The 18,012-nt window shown below is 60.7% G+C and carries 15 protein-coding genes; 7 read left to right on the top strand and 8 right to left on the bottom strand.

Going from position 1 to position 18,012, the window contains the following annotated elements; genetic code table 11:
• From R3217_07800 to dnaA, 4 genes are all read right to left on the bottom strand, one after another.
• The coding region (locus R3217_07800; GenBank protein ID MDX1455340.1) for a DNA gyrase subunit B at positions 1-1,400 on the bottom strand (1,400 nt) is incomplete at its 3' end.
• A gap of 93 nt (positions 1,401-1,493) precedes the next feature.
• Positions 1,494-2,573, bottom strand: coding sequence for a DNA replication/repair protein RecF (gene recF, locus R3217_07795; protein ID MDX1455339.1), 1,080 nt, complete (start codon positions 2,571-2,573; stop codon positions 1,494-1,496).
• A 28-nt stretch (positions 2,574-2,601) separates the two neighbouring features.
• A complete protein-coding gene (gene dnaN, locus R3217_07790) occupies positions 2,602-3,699 on the bottom strand; it encodes a DNA polymerase III subunit beta (protein MDX1455338.1) in 1,098 nt (365 codons plus the stop codon).
• A gap of 241 nt (positions 3,700-3,940) precedes the next feature.
• A complete protein-coding gene (gene dnaA, locus R3217_07785; protein ID MDX1455337.1) occupies positions 3,941-5,323 on the bottom strand; it encodes a chromosomal replication initiator protein DnaA in 1,383 nt (460 codons plus the stop codon).
• 266 nt (positions 5,324-5,589) lie between these two features.
• On the opposite strand from dnaA, the gene rpmH reads away from it, so the two are divergent.
• From rpmH to yidC, 4 genes are read left to right on the top strand one after another with little or no spacing between them, the layout of a single operon-like run.
• Positions 5,590-5,724, top strand: a complete 135-nt coding sequence (gene rpmH / locus R3217_07780; GenBank protein MDX1455336.1) for a 50S ribosomal protein L34 — start codon at positions 5,590-5,592, stop codon at positions 5,722-5,724.
• On the top strand, positions 5,679-6,083 hold the full coding sequence (gene rnpA, locus R3217_07775; GenBank protein MDX1455335.1) for a ribonuclease P protein component: 405 nt from the start codon (positions 5,679-5,681) through the stop codon (positions 6,081-6,083). Before rpmH ends, rnpA begins: the two co-directional genes overlap by 46 nt.
• A complete protein-coding gene (gene yidD, locus R3217_07770) occupies positions 6,083-6,322 on the top strand; it encodes a membrane protein insertion efficiency factor YidD (GenBank protein MDX1455334.1) in 240 nt (79 codons plus the stop codon). Before rnpA ends, yidD begins: the two co-directional genes overlap by 1 nt.
• The gene (gene yidC / locus R3217_07765; GenBank protein ID MDX1455333.1) at positions 6,315-8,009 is read left to right on the top strand and encodes a membrane protein insertase YidC; all 1,695 of its coding nucleotides are present in this window, start codon (positions 6,315-6,317) and stop codon (positions 8,007-8,009) included. The genes yidD and yidC overlap by 8 nt, the downstream gene beginning before the upstream one ends.
• Before the next feature lie 58 nt (positions 8,010-8,067).
• On the opposite strand, the gene R3217_07760 is transcribed toward yidC, so the two are convergent.
• Positions 8,068-9,291: an alpha/beta fold hydrolase gene (locus R3217_07760; GenBank protein MDX1455332.1), complete on the bottom strand. Its 1,224-nt coding sequence runs from the start codon at positions 9,289-9,291 to the stop codon at positions 8,068-8,070.
• A gap of 76 nt (positions 9,292-9,367) precedes the next feature.
• Between R3217_07760 and mnmE the strand changes: the two genes are divergently transcribed.
• Both mnmE and R3217_07750 read left to right on the top strand, forming a co-directional pair.
• Positions 9,368-10,696: a tRNA uridine-5-carboxymethylaminomethyl(34) synthesis GTPase MnmE gene (mnmE, locus tag R3217_07755; protein MDX1455331.1), complete on the top strand. Its 1,329-nt coding sequence runs from the start codon at positions 9,368-9,370 to the stop codon at positions 10,694-10,696.
• Between the two features lie 231 nt (positions 10,697-10,927).
• Positions 10,928-13,861, top strand: coding sequence for a TonB-dependent receptor (locus tag R3217_07750; GenBank protein MDX1455330.1), 2,934 nt, complete (start codon positions 10,928-10,930; stop codon positions 13,859-13,861).
• Between the two features lie 454 nt (positions 13,862-14,315).
• Here the strand turns inward: R3217_07750 and R3217_07745 are convergent, their stop codons facing one another.
• Genes R3217_07745 through R3217_07735 form a run of 3 tightly spaced genes read right to left on the bottom strand, consistent with a single transcriptional unit; the run spans position 14,316 to position 17,654 of the window.
• Positions 14,316-15,491: an ABC transporter permease gene (locus tag R3217_07745; GenBank protein MDX1455329.1), complete on the bottom strand. Its 1,176-nt coding sequence runs from the start codon at positions 15,489-15,491 to the stop codon at positions 14,316-14,318.
• A complete protein-coding gene (locus R3217_07740; protein ID MDX1455328.1) occupies positions 15,488-16,213 on the bottom strand; it encodes an ATP-binding cassette domain-containing protein in 726 nt (241 codons plus the stop codon). The genes R3217_07745 and R3217_07740 overlap by 4 nt, the downstream gene beginning before the upstream one ends.
• Positions 16,200-17,654: an alpha/beta hydrolase gene (locus tag R3217_07735; protein MDX1455327.1), complete on the bottom strand. Its 1,455-nt coding sequence runs from the start codon at positions 17,652-17,654 to the stop codon at positions 16,200-16,202. The genes R3217_07740 and R3217_07735 overlap by 14 nt, the downstream gene beginning before the upstream one ends.
• A gap of 127 nt (positions 17,655-17,781) precedes the next feature.
• Between R3217_07735 and R3217_07730 the strand changes: the two genes are divergently transcribed.
• The coding region (locus tag R3217_07730) for an FAD-dependent oxidoreductase (protein ID MDX1455326.1) at positions 17,782-18,012 on the top strand (231 nt) is incomplete at its 3' end.

The raw sequence follows: 18,012 nt of genomic DNA, 5'->3' as shown, positions 1-18,012 counted from the left end.
TCTGCGGACGACAGCATCTTGTCAAAACGTGCCTTTTCGACGTTCAGGATCTTGCCCTTCAAGGGCAGGATGGCCTGGGTACGACGATCGCGGCCCTGCTTTGCCGAGCCACCCGCAGAGTCACCCTCCACCAGGAAAAGTTCGGACAGTGCCGGGTCGCGTTCCTGGCAATCAGCCAGCTTGCCAGGCAGGCCGGCGATATCGAGTGCGCCCTTGCGACGGGTCATTTCGCGCGCTTTGCGCGCTGCCTCGCGAGCACGCGCGGCGTCGATCACCTTCCCGCAGATCGCCTTTGCTTCCTGCGGGAACTCCAGCAGGTAGTCGTTCAGCTTTTCCGCCATGACCGATTCGACCACGCTCTTCACTTCCGAGCTGACCAGCTTTTCCTTGGTCTGGGAAGAAAACTTGGGATCGGGAACCTTGACGGACACGACGGCGGTCAGGCCTTCGCGGGCATCATCACCCGCCATGTTGACCTTTTCCTTTTTCAGCAGGCCTTCGGATTCCATGTAGTTGTTCAGGGTGCGTGTCAGGGCACCGCGGAACCCGGCCAGGTGGGTGCCACCATCGCGTTGCGGAATGTTGTTGGTGTAACAGAAAACATTTTCCTGGTAGGAATCATTCCACTGCAGCGATACCTCGACCGTGATGTCGTCCTTCTCGGTCTGGATGTAGAAAATATTGTCGTGCAGCGGGGTCTTGTTGCGATTGAGGTGTTCGACAAAGGCGCGGATGCCGCCCTGGAATTCGAAGATATCCTCTTCTTCGCTGCGCTCGTCTTTCAAGTGAATCCGCACGCCCGAGTTCAGGAATGACAGTTCGCGCAGGCGCTTGGCGAGGATGTCGTAGTGGTACTCGGTCTGGGTGAAGATTTCCTTGCTGGGCTTGAAGCGCAACTCCGTACCGGTATCGTCGACGTCGCCCTTTGCTTCCAGCGGCGTGACGGGCTCGCCCATGCGGTATTCCTGTTCATGCAACTTGCCGTCGCGCTTGATGCGCAGGAAAAGCTGCTCCGACAACGCATTCACGACGGACACACCCACACCGTGAAGACCGCCCGAAACCTTGTAGGAGTTGTCGTCGAACTTACCGCCGGCGTGCAGCACGGTCATGATGACTTCCGCAGCCGAACGTCCCTCCTCGGGATGCATGTCGGTGGGAATACCGCGACCGTTATCGGAAACAGTGACCGAATCATCGGCGTGCAGGGTGACCAGGATCTCGGAGCAATGGCCGGCCAGCGCCTCGTCGATCGAGTTGTCGACGACCTCGAAAACCATGTGGTGCAGGCCGGTGCCGTCATCGGTGTCGCCGATGTACATGCCGGGCCGCTTGCGTACGGCCTCTAGCCCCTTGAGAACCTTGATATTGCTGGAGTCGTAGGTTTTTTTATCAGTCATTTAGTAAGCCTCGGAACAAGGCCGCCAGTATATCATTTCCGGGCCACTTTGACCTGTTTTGAGGTGGCTTATTTATTTAATAAAAACAAAGACTTATGGTTCAGAAACAGGTGAGATTCTGCCGTGTTCCACGTGGAACACGTGGCCCCCTTCCAAATGGGTATTCCCGATATCTTCAGGGGAAATTGCCGTCAGGATAAGTTGGCAATCCTGCTGCTTCAGGAGGTCGATGAATCGCTCGAGATGGACTGAATCGAGCTCCGCGGCGAGGTCATCCACCAATAACACCACCTTGCTGCCAATGCGGCGGTTGTAGAGCTGGACCTGCGCCAGCCACAACGCGCCAGCCAGGATCTTGAGCTGGCCCCTTGAGACCCGTTCCTGGGCCGCCACCCCTTCAACCAGCATTCGAACTTCGGCGCGGTGGGGTCCGTAGCGGGTGATTCCCTGCTCATAATCCCTCTCCTGGTGCCGCAGAAGATTCTCGCCGTAGGACTCACCTTCCGCCCAGCCCCGCTGGTACTCCAGGCTGACGGCTGGCTGGTCGAGCAGGTGCCTCGCGTATTCAGTGGCCAGCGGTTCGATCGCTTCGAAAAACGCCTGGCGGTACGCATCAACCCTAAGCCCTGCTGACACCAATTGCTCGGTCCAGGGTTGCAGAGCCTTTGCGGGCAACCGCTGCTTCAAGCCCTCGTTACGCTGCCGCAGCGCTTTGCGGAAAACCTGCCAGGCCTGTTGGTACTTCGGTTCCACGTGGAACACACCCCAGTCCAGCCAGCGCCGCCTCTCGGCCGGCCCCTCACTGATCAGGCGGTTCATCTCGGAATCCAGGACCACCACGGGCAGCAGTCGAGCGGCTGCGGCCAGTGATTCCAGGGGTTTGCCCCCCAGTCGCGCCCTGGCCTCGGAGCTCGACCTGGCCATGCCCAGCACGACCTCACCGCTGTGGCTCTCCACCCTGGCCACCACTTCCAGGCTGTCGCTCCCCGCGCGTATCGCTCGTTCAATACGCGACGTCCTGAACGAGCGGCCATGTCCCAGATAAAAAATCGCCTCGAGCAAGCTCGTCTTGCCCGAGGCGTTCTTTCCGATGATCCAGTTGATTTCAGGCGCCAGCTCAAGCTCCGCTGAGTCGAAACACCGATAATCCTTGACCGTAAGTCGCTTCAACATCTCCCTGGTCTGGCACCACGGCGGGCGCTTACAGCCTCATCGGCATGACAACATAGCGTGCGTTCGCATTGCCGGGCTCTTCCACCAGGCAGCTGGAGTTCGGATCGGACAGGCTGAGCTGAACCGTCTCTCCTTCCACCGCCCCGAGGGCATCCATCAGGTACGTAACGTTGAAGCCGATTTCCAGGTCACCGCCGTCGAAATCGATTTCCAGCTCTTCTTCCGCCTCTTCCTGCTCAGGGTTATGCGCCTGGATCTTCAGGATGCCCGGGGCCAGCGTGAGTCGAATGCCTCGATACTTCTCGTTGGAAAGAATCGCAGTGCGGCCCAGCGCTTCTTTCAACAGGGCCCTATCCATCACCACTTCCTTATCGGACCCCTGCGGAATGACGCGCTCGTAGTCCGGGAAGCGCCCATCGATCAGCTTGGACGTGAACTGCAAGCCCGCAAAGGCAATGCGAATGTGATTGCTGCCGAGCTCGACCTTGACCGACTCGTCCGAATCACTCAGCAAACGCTGCAATTCCAGGATGCCCTTGCGCGGCACGATCACCTGTTGGCTGGCATCACCGGTCGCCGCCGCCACATCGTAAAGCGCCAGGCGATGCCCGTCTGTTGCCACACCGCGAAGGATGTCACCGCGCATTTCGATCAGCAGGCCGTTCAGGTAATACCGCACATCTTGCTGCGCCATCGAGAAAGAGGTCCGATCAAGCAAGGTCTTGAGTTGCCCCTGCTCGATCTCGAAACTGGCTTGCGTCTTGATGTCCTCGATCAAGGGGAATTCGGGGGCCGGTAAAGTAGACAGCGTAAACCGACTCCGTCCCGACTTGATGATGATCCGATCGCCCTCCTGCTCGACCACCACCTTGGATTCGTCCGGCAGGGCTTTAAGGATATCCAGCATCTTGCGGCCAGGTACGGTGATCTCCCCCTCGCTGGCGTTCTCCAGCGAAATGCTTGCCAGCAGCTCGACCTCCAGGTCCGTGCCTGTCACTCGCAGCGCGTTACCTTCAGCTACCAGCAGTATGTTCGATAGCACCGGCATCGTCTGGCGCCGTTCAACCACACCCATGACTGCCTGCACAGGCTTTAGAAGGTTCTCTCTCTGAATCTCGAATCGCATGGCTTCACCCATTTATCCACGTTGTCTAAACAAGTAGTTTTTATCTTATTTATACTTACTGTTATTATTACTAGGCCACGGCCCATCTGTGTATAACTATATTTTAATCTTTAAATTCAAGAACTTACACTCCAATTTCCATCATCCCAGCCTGTCCACCCATGGCCTTGGAAGGTCTTGACGTCCTGTGGATGGAAATTGAATAACTTTAATCCCCAAAGTTATCCACAGGCTGCCCACCCTAGGTAGTCAGTGTTCTCAACAGGTTCTGGAAATCCTCCGAGATCCGCAATTCGGTCTCCCGCAGCTCCTTCACCTTGCGACAGGCATGCAGGACTGTCGTGTGGTCACGACCCCCGAACGCGTCACCAATCTCCGGCAGGCTGTGGTTGGTCAATTCCTTGGCCAGGCCCATCGCAATCTGGCGCGGCCGGGTGATAGACCGGCTGCGACGCCGCGACAACAGGTCCGCCACGCGGATCTTGTAATACTCGGCAACCGTCTTCTGGATGTTCTCGATGGTAATCAGCTTTTCCTGCAGCGCCAGCAGGTCACGCAGCGCTTCCTTGGCAAAATCCATGGTGATGGCCTGGCCGGTGAACTTGGAATTGGCAATCACCCGCCGCAGCGCGCCTTCCAGCTCGCGAATATTGGAACGAATTCGCTGGCCAATGAAAAATGCCACCTCGTCCGGTATGGCCACGCCCTCGATTTCCGCCTTTTTCATCAGAATCGCGACTCGCGTTTCCAGCTCGGGCGGCTCGATCGCCACCGTCAGACCCCATCCAAAGCGCGATTTCAGCCGCTCCTCCAGCCCGTCGACCTCCTTGGGATAGCGGTCACAGGTCAGGATGACTTGCTGCTGGCCTTCGAGCAGTGCGTTGAAGGTGTGGAAAAACTCCTCCTGGGAGCGCTCCTTGTTGGCGAAAAACTGGATGTCATCGATCAACAGCGCGTCGACCGAGCGGTAATGCCGTTTGAATTCGTTGATGGTGTTGTGCTGCAGGGCGCGCACCATGTCGCCTACGAACCGCTCAGAGTGCAGGTAGGCGATCCGCGCGTTGGGTTTCCGCTCCAGCAGCATGTTGCCCACCCCGTGCATCAGGTGGGTCTTGCCCAGGCCGACGCCGCCATAGATAAACAGGGGGTTGTAGGCTTCGCCGGGGTTTTCGGCGACCTGCGCCGCTGCCGCCCGGGCCAACTGGTTGGATTTGCCCTCGATAAAGGAATCGAAGGTAAAGGCCCGATTCAGGCGGCTGCCCATCACCGCGCCGCGCGCGGGCGTTGCCTGCTGTCCGCCACTCCCTTGTCGGCCGGGTTCCGGCCGTCGCTCGGCGAGCCCCTCCGGCGCGCCATCGTTCTCCGGCGCGGGAACTTCCCGCATCGCCGAGCCGATACGCATACTGACTCGCGGCGCAGGATCCGCCAGGCGTTCGAGGGTTGCTTCGATGGTGCTCAGAAACCGGTCCTGCACCCACTCCATTACAAAGCGATTGGGCGCCAGGAGCTCGATATTGTCTTTATTTTCAACAGCTTGGAGAGGACGAATCCAGGTGTTCAGGTCCTGGTCGGACAGCTCGCTTCCCAGCGCCGTAACACACCGTTTCCAAACGGAATCGCTCACCTAGAAAAGCCCCCTGGTGCCAAGCATCGCTGCCAAAAGATCGCTGCCTGAATGTCACGTAACGCGCAGCGCAGAAGCTTGGCAGTGTACCCCCTGAAACCCTAGTTATCCACAGCCATCCCCGGCAATTTCCGACCCTCGCGATGCCTGGCGGAAACCCCTGAATTTGTTGACAAAGACGCCAGTCCAACGTAATCTTCCCGACCCTTTGGCTGGCCACGCCGGCCAGCGCAACGAATTCGAGTGAAACGTCAGGACCAGCTGTCATGAAAAGAACCTACCAGCCCAGCAATCTGCGCCGTAAGCGCACCCACGGTTTCCGCGCACGCATGGCAACCAAGGGCGGCCGCAAGGTATTGAACGCCCGTCGTGCCAAGGGTCGGGCCAAGCTCTGTCCCTGAGCCGAGCCGTTGATGACCATGCCTTCCGGTTTACCCGGAAGCAGCGCCTCCTGAACACGGAGGCGTTTTCGTATGTGTTCGGCAACGCGCAGCGCTCCAGTGACCGGTGCTTTACCGTGCTCTACGCCGCTTCCCAGGCACCCCGTTCCCGCCTGGGCCTGGCCATCGCCAAGAAATCGGTCCCGCGCGCAGTCGATCGGAACCGTATAAAGAGAATCGTTCGCGAGCATTTTCGCCAGCACCAGCACGAGCTGCCACCATTGGACCTGGTCGTGATGGCCCGCCGCGATACCGCTGGCAGCCCGAATGACAGCCTGCGAAAGAGCCTGGCCGCACACTGGAAGAAGGTTTCTCGCTGATGCAACGCTTGCTGATTGCACTGATCAAGGCCTACCAGTACCTGCTCAGCCCCTGGCTGGGCGCGCAGTGCCGTTTTCACCCGACCTGCTCGCACTATGCGATCGACGCCATTCGCCAGCACGGCGCGTGGCGAGGCAGCATGCTGACGGTCGGCCGCCTCGGCCGCTGCCATCCCTTTGCACAGGGCGGGCTAGATCCCGTTCCCGGAAAACACCACAAAGCAGTGAAAAATGGATAACCAGAGACTCTTCTTATATGGGGCGTTCTTTTTCGTCGTCTTTTTGCTGTGGCAAGCCTGGCAGAAAGAGCAGGCGCCGACGGCATCGGTCGTGGCCGAAAGCCCGGCAGGCGAGGCAGTCGATGCCTCTGCCCCGCAGGCATCTGCCGACATCCCGGTGGTCGAGGGATTGCCGAGCAGCGATGCTCCCACCGCTGACCAGGCCCCGGCCGCGAGCGCACTGCCCGAACAGCGGGAAGAGCCAGCCGTGGCGGCTGGCGAACCGGTCCGCGTCCAGACCGACGTCTATGACATTGTCATCAATACCCGCGGCGCCGATATCAACGTTGCCCGCCTGACCAACTACCCGCGCGAATCCCGCGACGACAAGGAAGTGGTCGAATTGCTGTCCGACGAAGGCCAGCGCCTGTTCATCATGCAGTCCGGCCTGCGCGCCAAGAATGATGCGCCGGCGCCCGATCACCGCAGCGTGTACCAGACAGCGGCGAACAGCTACGAGCTGCAAGCGGGCGAAGATCACCTCGAGGTTTCCTTCTTCTGGCAGGGCGACGGCGTCGAGATCGAGAAGCGCTACCGCTTCGAACGCGGCAGCTACCGTGTCGGCCTCGAGTACATCGTTACCAACACCACGGATTCTGCCTGGCGCGGCGACCAGTACCTGCAATTGAAGAAGTACCACGTACCCCCCGAGCGTTCGCTGTTCGATCCGTCCAGCTTTGCCTACAACGGCCCTGTCATCTACGACGAGGAATACGAGAAGCTGGACCTCGAAGACATATCCGAGCAGCGCGTATCCCGCGATGCGGAAGGTGGCTGGGTTGCGATGCTGCAGCACTATTTCGCTGCAGCCGTGATTCCGCCGCAGGGAACGGTCAATCGCCTGTATGCCGCTGAAGTCGGGCGCAGTACCTATCGCATCGGGTTCGTGCAACCGGAGCAGGGCATACCGTCCGGCAGCTCGCGCACCTTCGGCAGCGAACTGTTCCTCGGCCCGAAGTTGCAGGACCAGCTGGCGACCGCTGCGCCGAAGCTCGAACTGGCTGTCGACTACGGCATGCTGACCATCATCGCCGAACCGTTGTTCTGGTTGCTCGACAACATCCATGGCCTGATCGGCAACTGGGGCTGGGCCATCATCCTGCTCGTGCTGCTGATCAAGGCGGTCTTCTACAAGCTGTCGGAAGCCAGCGGCAAGTCCATGGCCAAGATGCGCCAGGTCCAGCCGCGCATCCAGGCGCTCAAGGAACGTTATGGCGACGACCGCGAGAAGATGAATCGCGCCATGATGGAGCTGTATCAGAAGGAGAAGATCAATCCGGCGGCCGGCTGTTTGCCGATGCTGATCCAGTTCCCGGTGTTCATCGCGCTGTACTGGGTGTTGCTGGAATCGGTGGAATTGCGACAAGCCGACTTCATGCTGTGGCTGAACGACCTCTCCACGCCTGATCCGTTCTATGTCCTGCCGGTGTTGATGGGCCTGGCCGTCTGGGGCCAGCAGAAGATGAATCCGACACCGCCGGATCCGATCCAGCAGAAACTGCTGATGATCATGCCCGTCATGATGGCCTTCTTTGCCACGGTCATGCCGTCCGGCCTGGTGCTCTACTGGGTGGTCAACTCGGTTCTGACTGCTGCGCAGCAATGGCAGATCAACCGGGTCATCGACAGGAAGGGATTGCGTGGCTGAGCCGCGCTTTGTCCTGATGCATTGATACGGAAGGCGGCCCGCGGGCCGCCTTCTTCGTTCAGGAGTCGATGGTCACCTCGGTTTCGATCGACACTTCATTCTCCAGGCTGCGGTGCACGGGACAGCGATCCGCCATTGCCAACAGCTTGTCATGCAACTCCGCGCCCACGTCCCGGCCCAGCCGGATACGCCGCCGGAAACGATCGATCCGCCCGTCCGTGGTTTCGCAGGACTCGCAGTCCCGGGCATGAATGCGATCATGATCGACACTGACATCGATGCTCCCCACATCGAGATCCTTGTGACGGGCATACATCCGCAAGGTCATGGCGGTGCAACTTGCCAGCGCCGCTGCCAGCAAGCCGTATGGCGTCGGCCCCTTGCCGCTGCCACCGGCCACCGAAACGGGTTCGTCGGCAGCCAGTTTCACGCCTCCCATGTCGACCTCGGTCACGAGGCCGGGGCCGGCATTGGACGCCACGATGTCGGTGTCGTAATCCAGCTCGTCGCTGTCCCGCTCGCCAAGCAGCTGTCGCGCATAAGCGGCCAGCATCCGACCCACGAAATCCGAATCGCGTTCCTGCGACAGCAGGTGGTCGGCCTTGTCGAGCGAGATGAAGCTTTTCGGATGCAGCGCCTCCTCGAACAACTCGGCCGCATTGCCGATCTCGACGGTTTCGTCGAGAGGAGAATGAAAGATCACCAGCGGCCGGCGCAACTCCCGTACCTGCTGACGCCACTCGACGGCTTCGAGGTCGTCGAGCAGCTGCCGGCGAATCCGAAACGGCCGGCCGGCCAGCGTCACGCATGCTTCCCCGTCCTTTCTGATCTGTTCGATATCGCGATCGAACAGGCGCGTGACATGCGCGGGATCTGCCGGTGCAGCGATGGTGGCCACCAGCTTCGCGCTCGGAATCGACGACGCTGCCTGCAGGATCGCTGCACCGCCAAGCGAATGACCGAGCAGGATCTCGACAGCACCATGATGCGCCTCGAGGTGCCTGGCCGCCGTCACCAGGTCGGCGACATTGGACGAAAAGTTGCTCTCGGAAAAATCACCTTCGCTTTCGCCGAGGCCGGTAAAATCGAAACGAAACACCGCGAAGCCTTCACGCGTCATTCGTCGAGCGATGTTAACCGCCGCCTTGATGTTCTTGGTGCACGTAAAACAGTGCGCGAACAGGACGATACCCCGCATCGCTCCGCCGTCCGGCTTTTCGAGAAACCCGTGCAGCTCGTCGCCGTCGGCATTTTCGAAACGAACAGTCAGCCGCTCACCCATGATCCTCTCCTCCATCGCCGGTCGGCTTAAGCTACCATTGCAGCCATGAATCGTTGCAGCAAACAGCTTACTCGCCATGAACGATGAAACCATAGCGGCCATCGCCACGCCGCCCGGTCGGGGCGGGGTCGGCATCATCCGTGTCTCGGGTCCGGCAGTCACGGAAATCCTGCAGTGCATCTGCAAGCAGCCTCCTGCTCCGCGAAAGGCACGGTTGCACCGACTCGTGGATGCCAACGGCGATGCAATAGATGACGGCCTGCTGCTGTTCTTCCCCGGCCCCGATTCCTTTACCGGGGAGGACGTACTTGAGTTCCAGGGACATGGTGGCCCTGTCGTGATGGACATGGCCTTGCAGCGTTTTCTCCAGCTCGGTGCGCGTGTTGCGATGCCCGGTGAATTCACGCAACGCGCATTCCTCAACGACAAGCTCGATCTTGCCCAGGCCGAAGCCGTTGCCGACCTGATCGATGCAGGCTCCAAGGATGCCGCCCGCGCAGCAACCAGGAGCCTGGAGGGCGAGTTCTCCAGGCACGTGAACGAACTCGCAAGCCAATGCCTGGACCTGCGCATGCATATCGAGGCCGCTATCGATTTTCCCGAAGAAGAAATCGACTTCCTCAGTGACACCCGCTTGCTCGAACGCATGCAGTCCCTGGTCGACGCTGCAGAGCAGACCTTGCGCCGCGCCCATCGCGGTCGAGTGCTGCGTGATGGAATAGAAGTGGTGCTTGCCGGCGAACCGAATGTCGGCAAGTCCAGTCTCATGAATGCCATTGCAGGACGGGAGAGCGCGATCGTTACCGACGTCGCCGGCACCACGCGCGACATGTTGCGCGAGTACGTGGAGATCGAAGGGCTGCCAGTGCATCTTGTCGATACGGCCGGTCTTCGCGAGAGCTCGGATGTTGTCGAGGCAGAAGGCATACGCAGGGCAACGCGTGCGATGGAGCAGGCAGACATCATTCTTGCGATCAGCGACGCCGGCAACCTGCAACCGATCAAGGGAATGCCGACGAGCGACAACATCATCAACGTGCACAACAAGATCGACCTGCTCGATCGCCAGCATGCACCAGCAGACAATGACGCGGTGTGCGTTTCGGCGAAGACCGGCGAGGGCATGAGCGAACTCCTGAACAGGATTCGCGACCTGGTCATGCGTTCGGACGACAATGAACGCAGCGAAAGCGACTTCACCGCACGCACGCGCCATGTCGATGCGCTGCAGCGTTTCGAACACGAGCTCCAGCTTGCGCGCAGTGCGCTGTTCGAACGCGCCGAGGGCGAGCTGGCGGCCGAACATCTTCGCTATGCCCACGACGCGCTTGGCAGCATTACCGGCAAGGTCAGTGCCGACGAGCTGCTGGGTGAGATTTTTTCCCGATTCTGTATCGGAAAATAGTTTAAAAACAATGAGTTACAGTGTTTTTTCGCCCCAGGCAATCCCCGGGCGCTAAAAAAACCCTATAAAATTCAACACGTTATGCTTCCCCGCCCCCTTCCTGGCGGGCCTCAGGGAAATATTTCAGCAAATTTCGGAAATTACCCACACTTGTTGACCTGCGCGCACAAGTAAGGCTATGTTCTCCGGGCAGCTCCCTATTTTTGGCTGCAATAAGCAGGAGGTAATAACATGAAAACCATTAAGCGCCTTGGCAGGCTGCTGCTCGTAGCAGCGTTCGGCCTGTCGGCCTTGACGGTTAGCCAGATCACCACGGCAGCGTCGAACGTCGACGGCTTCATCGTGGGTACGGTCTCGGTTGACGGTCAGGGTGTTTCGGGTGCCACCGTTACGGTGACTAACCCGGATACTGGCTTTACGCGCACTGGCACCACTTCTGGTGACGGTTCGTTCCGATTCACGTCTCTGCCGGTTGGTTCGTACAACGTGCAGGCGACTGCTAGTGCTGGTAATGCCGCACGCAATGGCGTTCGCGTCAGCGTCGGTACCGGTACCACGGTCAACCTGTCGCTGGACGAAACCGCTGACATCGGCGAAGTGACGGTCGTGGGTTCGCAGATTTCCCCGATCGACATCACCTCGACCGAATCGGCCACCATCCTCGGCGAGCAGACGGTTGACCGCATTCCGGTGAACCGCAACCTGACCGACGTGGCTCTGCTGGCTCCGGGTACCACCCGCGGTGATACCGCGTTCGGTAACCTGGCGTCCTTCGGTGGTTCGACCGTCGGTGAGAACATCACCTACATCAACGGTCTGAACGTCACCAACTTCCGTAACGGCCTGGGCTTCTCCACGGTTCCGTTCGAGTTCTACCAGGAATTCCAGGTGAAGACCGGTGGTTACTCGGCAGAATTCGGTCGTTCGACCGGTGGTGTGATCAACGCCGTTACCAAGTCGGGTACCAACGAGTACAAGTACGGCTTCAACCTGTTCTTCGAGCCGTGGCTGGATGACATCAACGGTCACGCACCGGACGTCTACCGCAGCTTCGAGCAGCTGGTTGGCGGCACGGTTGCTTCCAGCAACCGTATCTGGCGCAACAACTCGGAAGACGAAGGCACCAGCATGGAAGCCAACGTCTACGCGTCGGGCCCGATCGTGAAGGACAAGGCGTTCTTCTACGTCATCTACAACCTGCGTGATAATTCCGCCGAGAACTACGGCGAAACGATCTTTGCAGACACCGAGTCGGATGACGACTTCTGGGGCATGAAGCTTGACTGGAACCTGTCGAGCAACCACTCCCTGGAGCTGACCGCGTTCTCCGATGCTCGTACGATCTCCACCGCTCAGTACGACTACGACTACAGCAGCAAGACTGTTGGTGCTCTGGACGGTACGGCTGAGTCGGAGCGTGGCGGTGACAACTTCATCGTCAAGTACACCGGTCGTTTCACGCCGGACTTCTCGCTGTCCGTTTCTTACGGTGAGAACGAGTACTCCCTGCAGGACACCTCCTCTGTGGATGCGTGCCCGATCGTTATTGACGCCATCGACGGCGACAACAACGGCTGCTGGGTGAACGTGTTCCGCGGCGAAGGTAACGAAGATACTCGCGAAGCCATGCGTATCGACGGCGAGTGGTTCATTGGTGACCACCAGCTGCGTTTCGGCCTGGATAGCGAAACCAACACCTCGAACTCCAACCAGGAGTACAGCGGTGGCGGTTACTGGCGTTACATCACCACCACCCCGGGCGCTACGCTGACCAACGGCGCTACTGTTCCGGCTGGTGTGACTGAAATGGTTCGCTTCCGCTACTACGGTGTCGGTGGTTCCTTCGAAACGGAAACCTCCGCCATCTACGTGGAAGACACCTGGCAGGTCGCTGATGACCACGTCCTGCGTATCGGTCTGCGTAACGAAACCTTCGAGAACAAGAACGGTAATGGCGACGCCTTCATCGACATCTCCAACCAGCTGGCTCCGCGCCTGGGCTGGGCCTGGGATGCCATGGGTGACGGCACGCTGAAGGTCTTCGCGAACTACGGTCGTTACTTCCTCCCGGTTGCTAACAACACCAACGTTCGCCTGGCTGGTTCCGAGCTGTTCTACGAGGAGTACTACACCTTCACCGGCATCAACACGGCTGATGATTCCCCGACGGGCATCACCGAAGTCGGCTCGCGTTCGTTCTTCTCGAACGGCACCGTGCCTGACGTCCGTGAGACCACCGACGGTGACCTCGACCCGATGTACCAGGACGAGTTCCTGTTCGGCTTCCTGAAGGAACTGGACAGCGGCTGGGTTGTCGGTACCCGTGTGATCTTCCGTGACCTGAAGAGCACGCTGGAAGACATCACCATCAACGAAGCTCTGATTGCTCGTGGCGTCTGGGACGGTGTTGACCACTACATCCTGACCAACCCGGGCTTCGATGCCGAGTTCTACTTCGACGTCAACGCTGACGGTGTCCTGACCCAGGACGAGTTCTTCGAAGTGTCGGCTGAAGAGCTGGGCTATCCGGAGTCGGAGCGTTACTACAACGCTGTCGAATTCCTGTTCGAACGCGTCTGGGATGGCGTCTGGTTCCTGCAGGGTTCGTACACCTGGTCGCAGTCCTACGGTAATAACGAAGGTTATGTCCGTTCGGATAACGGTCAGGACGACGCTGGTCTGACCACGCTGTTCGACTTCCCGGAACTGCTCCGTGGTGCTTACGGTCCGCTGCCTAACGACCGCACGCACTCGCTGAAGCTGTTCGGCGCATACCAGTTCGCTCCGAACTGGCGTGTGGGTGGTAACTTCACCATGTCGTCGGGTCGTCCGATGAGCGCCTTCGGCGTTGCACCGGAAGATTCGATTCTGGGCTACGGCTCGGAATACTTCTACGCAGGTGGTGCTCCGGAGTATCGCGGCAAGCGCGGCGAAACCCCGGCTACCGTTCGCCTGGACCTGTCGGTTGACTACGACATGACCATGGCTAGCGGCGCTACGGTGAACTTGGGCGTTGACGTGTTCAACGTCTTCAACTTCGTCAACGCTACCGAGATGGTTGAACAGATCGAAACGGATTCGGGTAACCCGAACTACCTGTACGGTCTGCCGAGTGCCAACCAGACTCCGCGTTACGTTCGTCTGCGTGCCCAGTTCGACTTCTAAGAAGTTGATCTGAGCGAAAGATGAGCCGGGGGCCTTCGGGCCCCCGGTTTTTTTATGCCTGTCTCCCGGGCCTCCCGGCCTTTGACCCTTGCAACTTCCAGTCGCACTGCACCGTCCACGCCAGCTTCCCCGCCCCGCTGGCCGGCCGCCTGGCAGGATGCCTGCATCACCATCACGGCCACACGAACCTTACCTCCTGTCCCATGTCCACGCTGCCCGCTACGACCCGTGCCACGGGCTGCCTGCTCAGCGCCGTGTCCCGGCAAGCTTCAGGCCTGCTCGACGGCGGCGATCCCTGTCGGACCTCGCGCTTCCCTTGCGCAGCCCAAGGCGACACGCTGGGCGACACCCGGGGGCGTTGCGGCAACGACGGCCCGGGTACGAGGAGCGCCCTGACGGCCAGGCAAAAAAAAGCGGCCTTGCGGCCGCTTCAGGAAACGCAGGATGCCGGCGACTAGCCGAGGATCCGTTCCGAGCGATAGATCCATACCGCCGCGCCGGTCAGCAGGGCGCCCAGCAACAAGGTGCTGCCACCGGAAAACGCCAGCAGCAACCAGGAAATATCCGTGCCCTTGATGCTTTCAAGAATGATCAGGTGCTGGCTGAGTCCCGGCACCAAGGCCGTGCCACGAGTCAGGTCGCCGCTGGCAATGCTGCTGATGATCACCGGCACCAGCGGCACCAGCATCACGATCGACAGGTAGGTCTGGGCCTCCTTGTAGCTCTTTGCAAAGGAGGCCACCAGCGTCAGCATGCCGGCGGCGAAGAACCCGAATGGCGCAACCGCCAGCATGATGAAGGCCAGCTGGGCAGCGCTGAGGCTGGCATCCATGCCGATGGCTTCGAGTCCGATCATGGGCATTGCCAGCGCGAACATGCCAAGGCTCAAGGCCAGCGAGGCCAGCGAAAACACGAAGGCGGCCATCACCTTGCCGAGTACAAGCGAGCCGCGGCTGACCGGAAGGCACAGCAATGGCTCGAGGGAGCCCCGCTCGCGTTCACCGGCGGTGGCATCGATCGCCAGGTAGAAGCAGCCAAGAATGCCGGCCAGCAACACGAAATACGGCAGCATCGCAAAGACCAGCGTCGAGCGGCTGGCTGCGGTGGAAACATCCCTCTCATCCAGCAGCAACGGTTGCAGCAACTCCGGTGCAATGCCCCTGGCCACCATGCGCAAGGCCACCTGCTCGCGGCCCCAGCCTTCGAGCAGCGTGCTCAGCCGGTCGCCGCGTTGCCGCGACTTGCGCTCCGCCCCGTCGGTCCAGATCTCCAGTCTCGCCCGCTTGCCCGCGTCGAGCTGCTGCTGGAAGGCTGCGGGAATCACCAGCACGGCCTGTTCGCGGCTGTCAGCCAGGATCGTCTCCGGCGCTGCACCCTGCTCGGCAAGCTTGATGTCGGCGCCTGCCATGGCGAGCTGGCTCAGCAGTTCGGGCGCATGCTCGGCACCCAGCGCGATGACCGGAATCGGCTGGCTGCCTTCATCGAGCTCCCGGTCGATCACGAACTTGATCATCAATGAAAAGACCAGCGGCCCGAACAGGGGGCCGAATACCAGTGCCGTCAGCAGGGTGCGTCGATCACGCAGGTTGTCGATGACTTCCTTCAGGAAAATGCTCCAGGTCGTGTTCATGCCGCGCCCTCCGTGACTGCCTTGATGAAGACCTCTTCCAGGTCCTCCTCGCCAAACTGCTCGCGCAGTGAATCTGCATCGCCATCGGCAATGATCCGCCCGTCGGCGATGACCACGATCCGGTCACACAGGGCTGATACCTCCTGCATGACGTGGCTGGAAAACAGCACGCAGTGGCCGTCCTCCCGCAAGCCACGCACCATTTCCCGCAGGCTGCGCAAGGCATAGACATCCAGCCCGTTGGTCGGTTCGTCGAGAATGATGTTGCGCGGCGAATGCACCAGCGCACGCCCCACGCAGACTTTCATCTTCTCGCCCTGCGAGTAACCCTTGGCGGGACGGTCGGCGACGTTGTCGAGTTGCAGCTGGCGCACCAGCGAGTCGACCCTGTCATCGAGTTCGCTGCCGGCAAGGCCCAGCAATGCGCCGAAGTAGCGGATGTTCTCGCGACCGGTCAGCCGCGGGTAGACCCCGGCACCATAGGGCAGCACGCCGAGGTGCCGAATGGCCTCGGAACCCTCGACCGCCACGTCACGACCATCGACCAGGACACGCCCGGTATCCGGTCGAATCGCGCCGGCGATCATGCGCAGCGTGGTCGATTTGCCGGCACCGTTCGGGCCAAGCAAGGCGGTCACCTTGCCATCCGCCGCGTCCAGGCTGACATCCGAGACCGCCTTCACCTTGCCAAAATGCTTGGCGACTGTTTCAACCTTGATCATCATGACCTCCCAGGTCGGCGGCATTGCGGTTCAGGAAGAAGGGATCGGCCTGGAAATCCTCGAGGCATTCCACGTCGAGATCGGCCGGGCCGGTACCTTCATAGAAGTCGGCCAGGATCCGCGGCATGCAGCCTCGCATGGCCACCCCGTGGCCCTGGCCCTCGGCAACGAGATGCCGCGCATTCGTCAGCAAGGCCATTGCCTGTTCGGCATTGTGCGGTGGTGTGACCGGATCCAGTTCCCCCGAGAGCAGCAATACCGGCTTGTCGCTGGCCACCAGGCTCTTGAAGCTTGCCGGCAGCTCGCGGCCTGGCCACTCGCCACACATGGTGCGCAGGCTGGCGAGGAACTCGTCGCCGAGGTAGGCGTCGCTCGTGCCGGCCGACTCGACCGGAAAGAACGGAAAGTCTTCGGTGCAGACCACGGCGTTGTGCATGCCGATGTTGATCGATTCACCGATTTCACTGGCCTGGTTGCTGGACGCCGCAGCGATCGCATCCCAGCGCTCGTTCACCGCGTCATCCAGCAACAGCGGAAGTAACGACAGGGTCTCCGGTGCATAACTGAACATCCGCACCACCATGGCTACCCGCGGCCAGCTCATGGTCACGTCTTCCATTTCGCCACTATAGGCATCCCGCACGCTGACGCGGCGGCCATCTTCCCCCAGCAGCTCCTTGATCCGCGCCACGCTGTCACGCAGCGCGGGGAAACGTGCCGCACAGCTCTCCTGCTGCTCGCACCGTCGGAACACGTTCTCCAGTGCCCGCTGGGCATCGTTGGCTATCTCCGTGCCGAGGATGGCATCGGGGGGCACAACGCCATCCAGCACCACGCGCTCGACCCGCTCGGGATACTGTCGCAGGTATTCCTGCGCCACCCGTGTGCCATAGGAAATGCCGTACAGGACATAGGCCGGGTAGCCGAGACGCTCGCGCAGGACCTCCAGGTCCCGAACCGCGTCCACGGTCGAATACCAGCGCGGATCGCCTTCCAGCGATGCCAGGCAGTCACGCGTCCAGGCGGCCAGCATGCCCTCGTCCTGGGGCAGCGTTGCCTCCGCCTCCTCGAGCGCTTCGCACCGCAGTGGCGAGGACTCACCCGTACCCCGCTGGTCGATCAGCAAGATGTCGCGTTGTTGCCGAACCGCCGAGAAAGCACCACGCGCTCCCGCAAAGGTCTCGATGGCCGACTGGCCGGGCCCGCCGGCGATGAACACCAGCGGCGCCGCGGCAGGCGCCCGGCTGCGCGCCGGCAAGCGCGCCACCTTCACCGTGATCTGGCGCCCGTCCGGCGCGGCATGGTCTTCCGGCAGGCTGACCTCCAGGCACTCGGCCTTGAGACCAATCGCGCCCTCCGGGCCGATTCGGCATTCCGAGAACTCGGGCAGGCCCGGCGTGGCGCTAGCCAGCAGGCCGCCCAACATGACGATTTCCAGCATGGATCCCCCGATCATTGCGTGTCATTGGACAGCTTCACGATTGGCCAAAAGCTCGCCAATCAGCGAAAATGTGCGGTCATTGTTCCATGCTTTGACAACGAGGCCCAGTCGGGCCTCAGGGAAGACGATGCAGGCACGAGCAAAACAATTCGATGTGATCGTTGTCGGCGGCGGCCATGCCGGCACCGAGGCCGCGCTGGCGGCCGCGCGCTCCGGCGCGCGCACGCTGTTGTTGACCCACAACATCGAAACGCTGGGCCAGATGAGCTGCAACCCGGCCATCGGCGGCATTGGCAAGGGCCACCTGGTCAAGGAAATCGATGCCCTCGGCGGCATCATGGCGCATGCTGCCGACCAG

The sequence above is a fragment of the Gammaproteobacteria bacterium genome (assembly GCA_033720895.1).
In the GTDB taxonomy this organism is placed as follows: Bacteria; Pseudomonadota; Gammaproteobacteria; order Natronospirales; family JAJUFS01; genus JAWWBS01.
Note: the sequence above shows the minus strand (reverse complement) of the source record. Positions and strands in the feature narration are given on the sequence as shown.

What these genes read in the sequence shown, in the direction of transcription:
- R3217_07735 (MDX1455327.1), bottom strand. Translation starts at nt 17,654, where the DNA reads ATGCTGGAAATCGTCATGTTGGGCGGCCTGCTGGCTAGCGCCACGCCG.
- yidD (MDX1455334.1), top strand. Translation starts at nt 6,083, where the DNA reads ATGCAACGCTTGCTGATTGCACTGATCAAGGCCTACCAGTACCTGCTC.
- R3217_07750 (MDX1455330.1), top strand. Translation starts at nt 10,928, where the DNA reads ATGAAAACCATTAAGCGCCTTGGCAGGCTGCTGCTCGTAGCAGCGTTC.
- dnaN (MDX1455338.1), bottom strand. Translation starts at nt 3,699, where the DNA reads ATGCGATTCGAGATTCAGAGAGAGAACCTTCTAAAGCCTGTGCAGGCA.
- yidC (MDX1455333.1), top strand. Translation starts at nt 6,315, where the DNA reads ATGGATAACCAGAGACTCTTCTTATATGGGGCGTTCTTTTTCGTCGTC.
- R3217_07740 (MDX1455328.1), bottom strand. Translation starts at nt 16,213, where the DNA reads ATGATCAAGGTTGAAACAGTCGCCAAGCATTTTGGCAAGGTGAAGGCG.
- R3217_07745 (MDX1455329.1), bottom strand. Translation starts at nt 15,491, where the DNA reads ATGAACACGACCTGGAGCATTTTCCTGAAGGAAGTCATCGACAACCTG.
- rpmH (MDX1455336.1), top strand. Translation starts at nt 5,590, where the DNA reads ATGAAAAGAACCTACCAGCCCAGCAATCTGCGCCGTAAGCGCACCCAC.
- R3217_07760 (MDX1455332.1), bottom strand. Translation starts at nt 9,291, where the DNA reads ATGGGTGAGCGGCTGACTGTTCGTTTCGAAAATGCCGACGGCGACGAG.
- mnmE (MDX1455331.1), top strand. Translation starts at nt 9,368, where the DNA reads ATGAACGATGAAACCATAGCGGCCATCGCCACGCCGCCCGGTCGGGGC.
- recF (MDX1455339.1), bottom strand. Translation starts at nt 2,573, where the DNA reads ATGTTGAAGCGACTTACGGTCAAGGATTATCGGTGTTTCGACTCAGCG.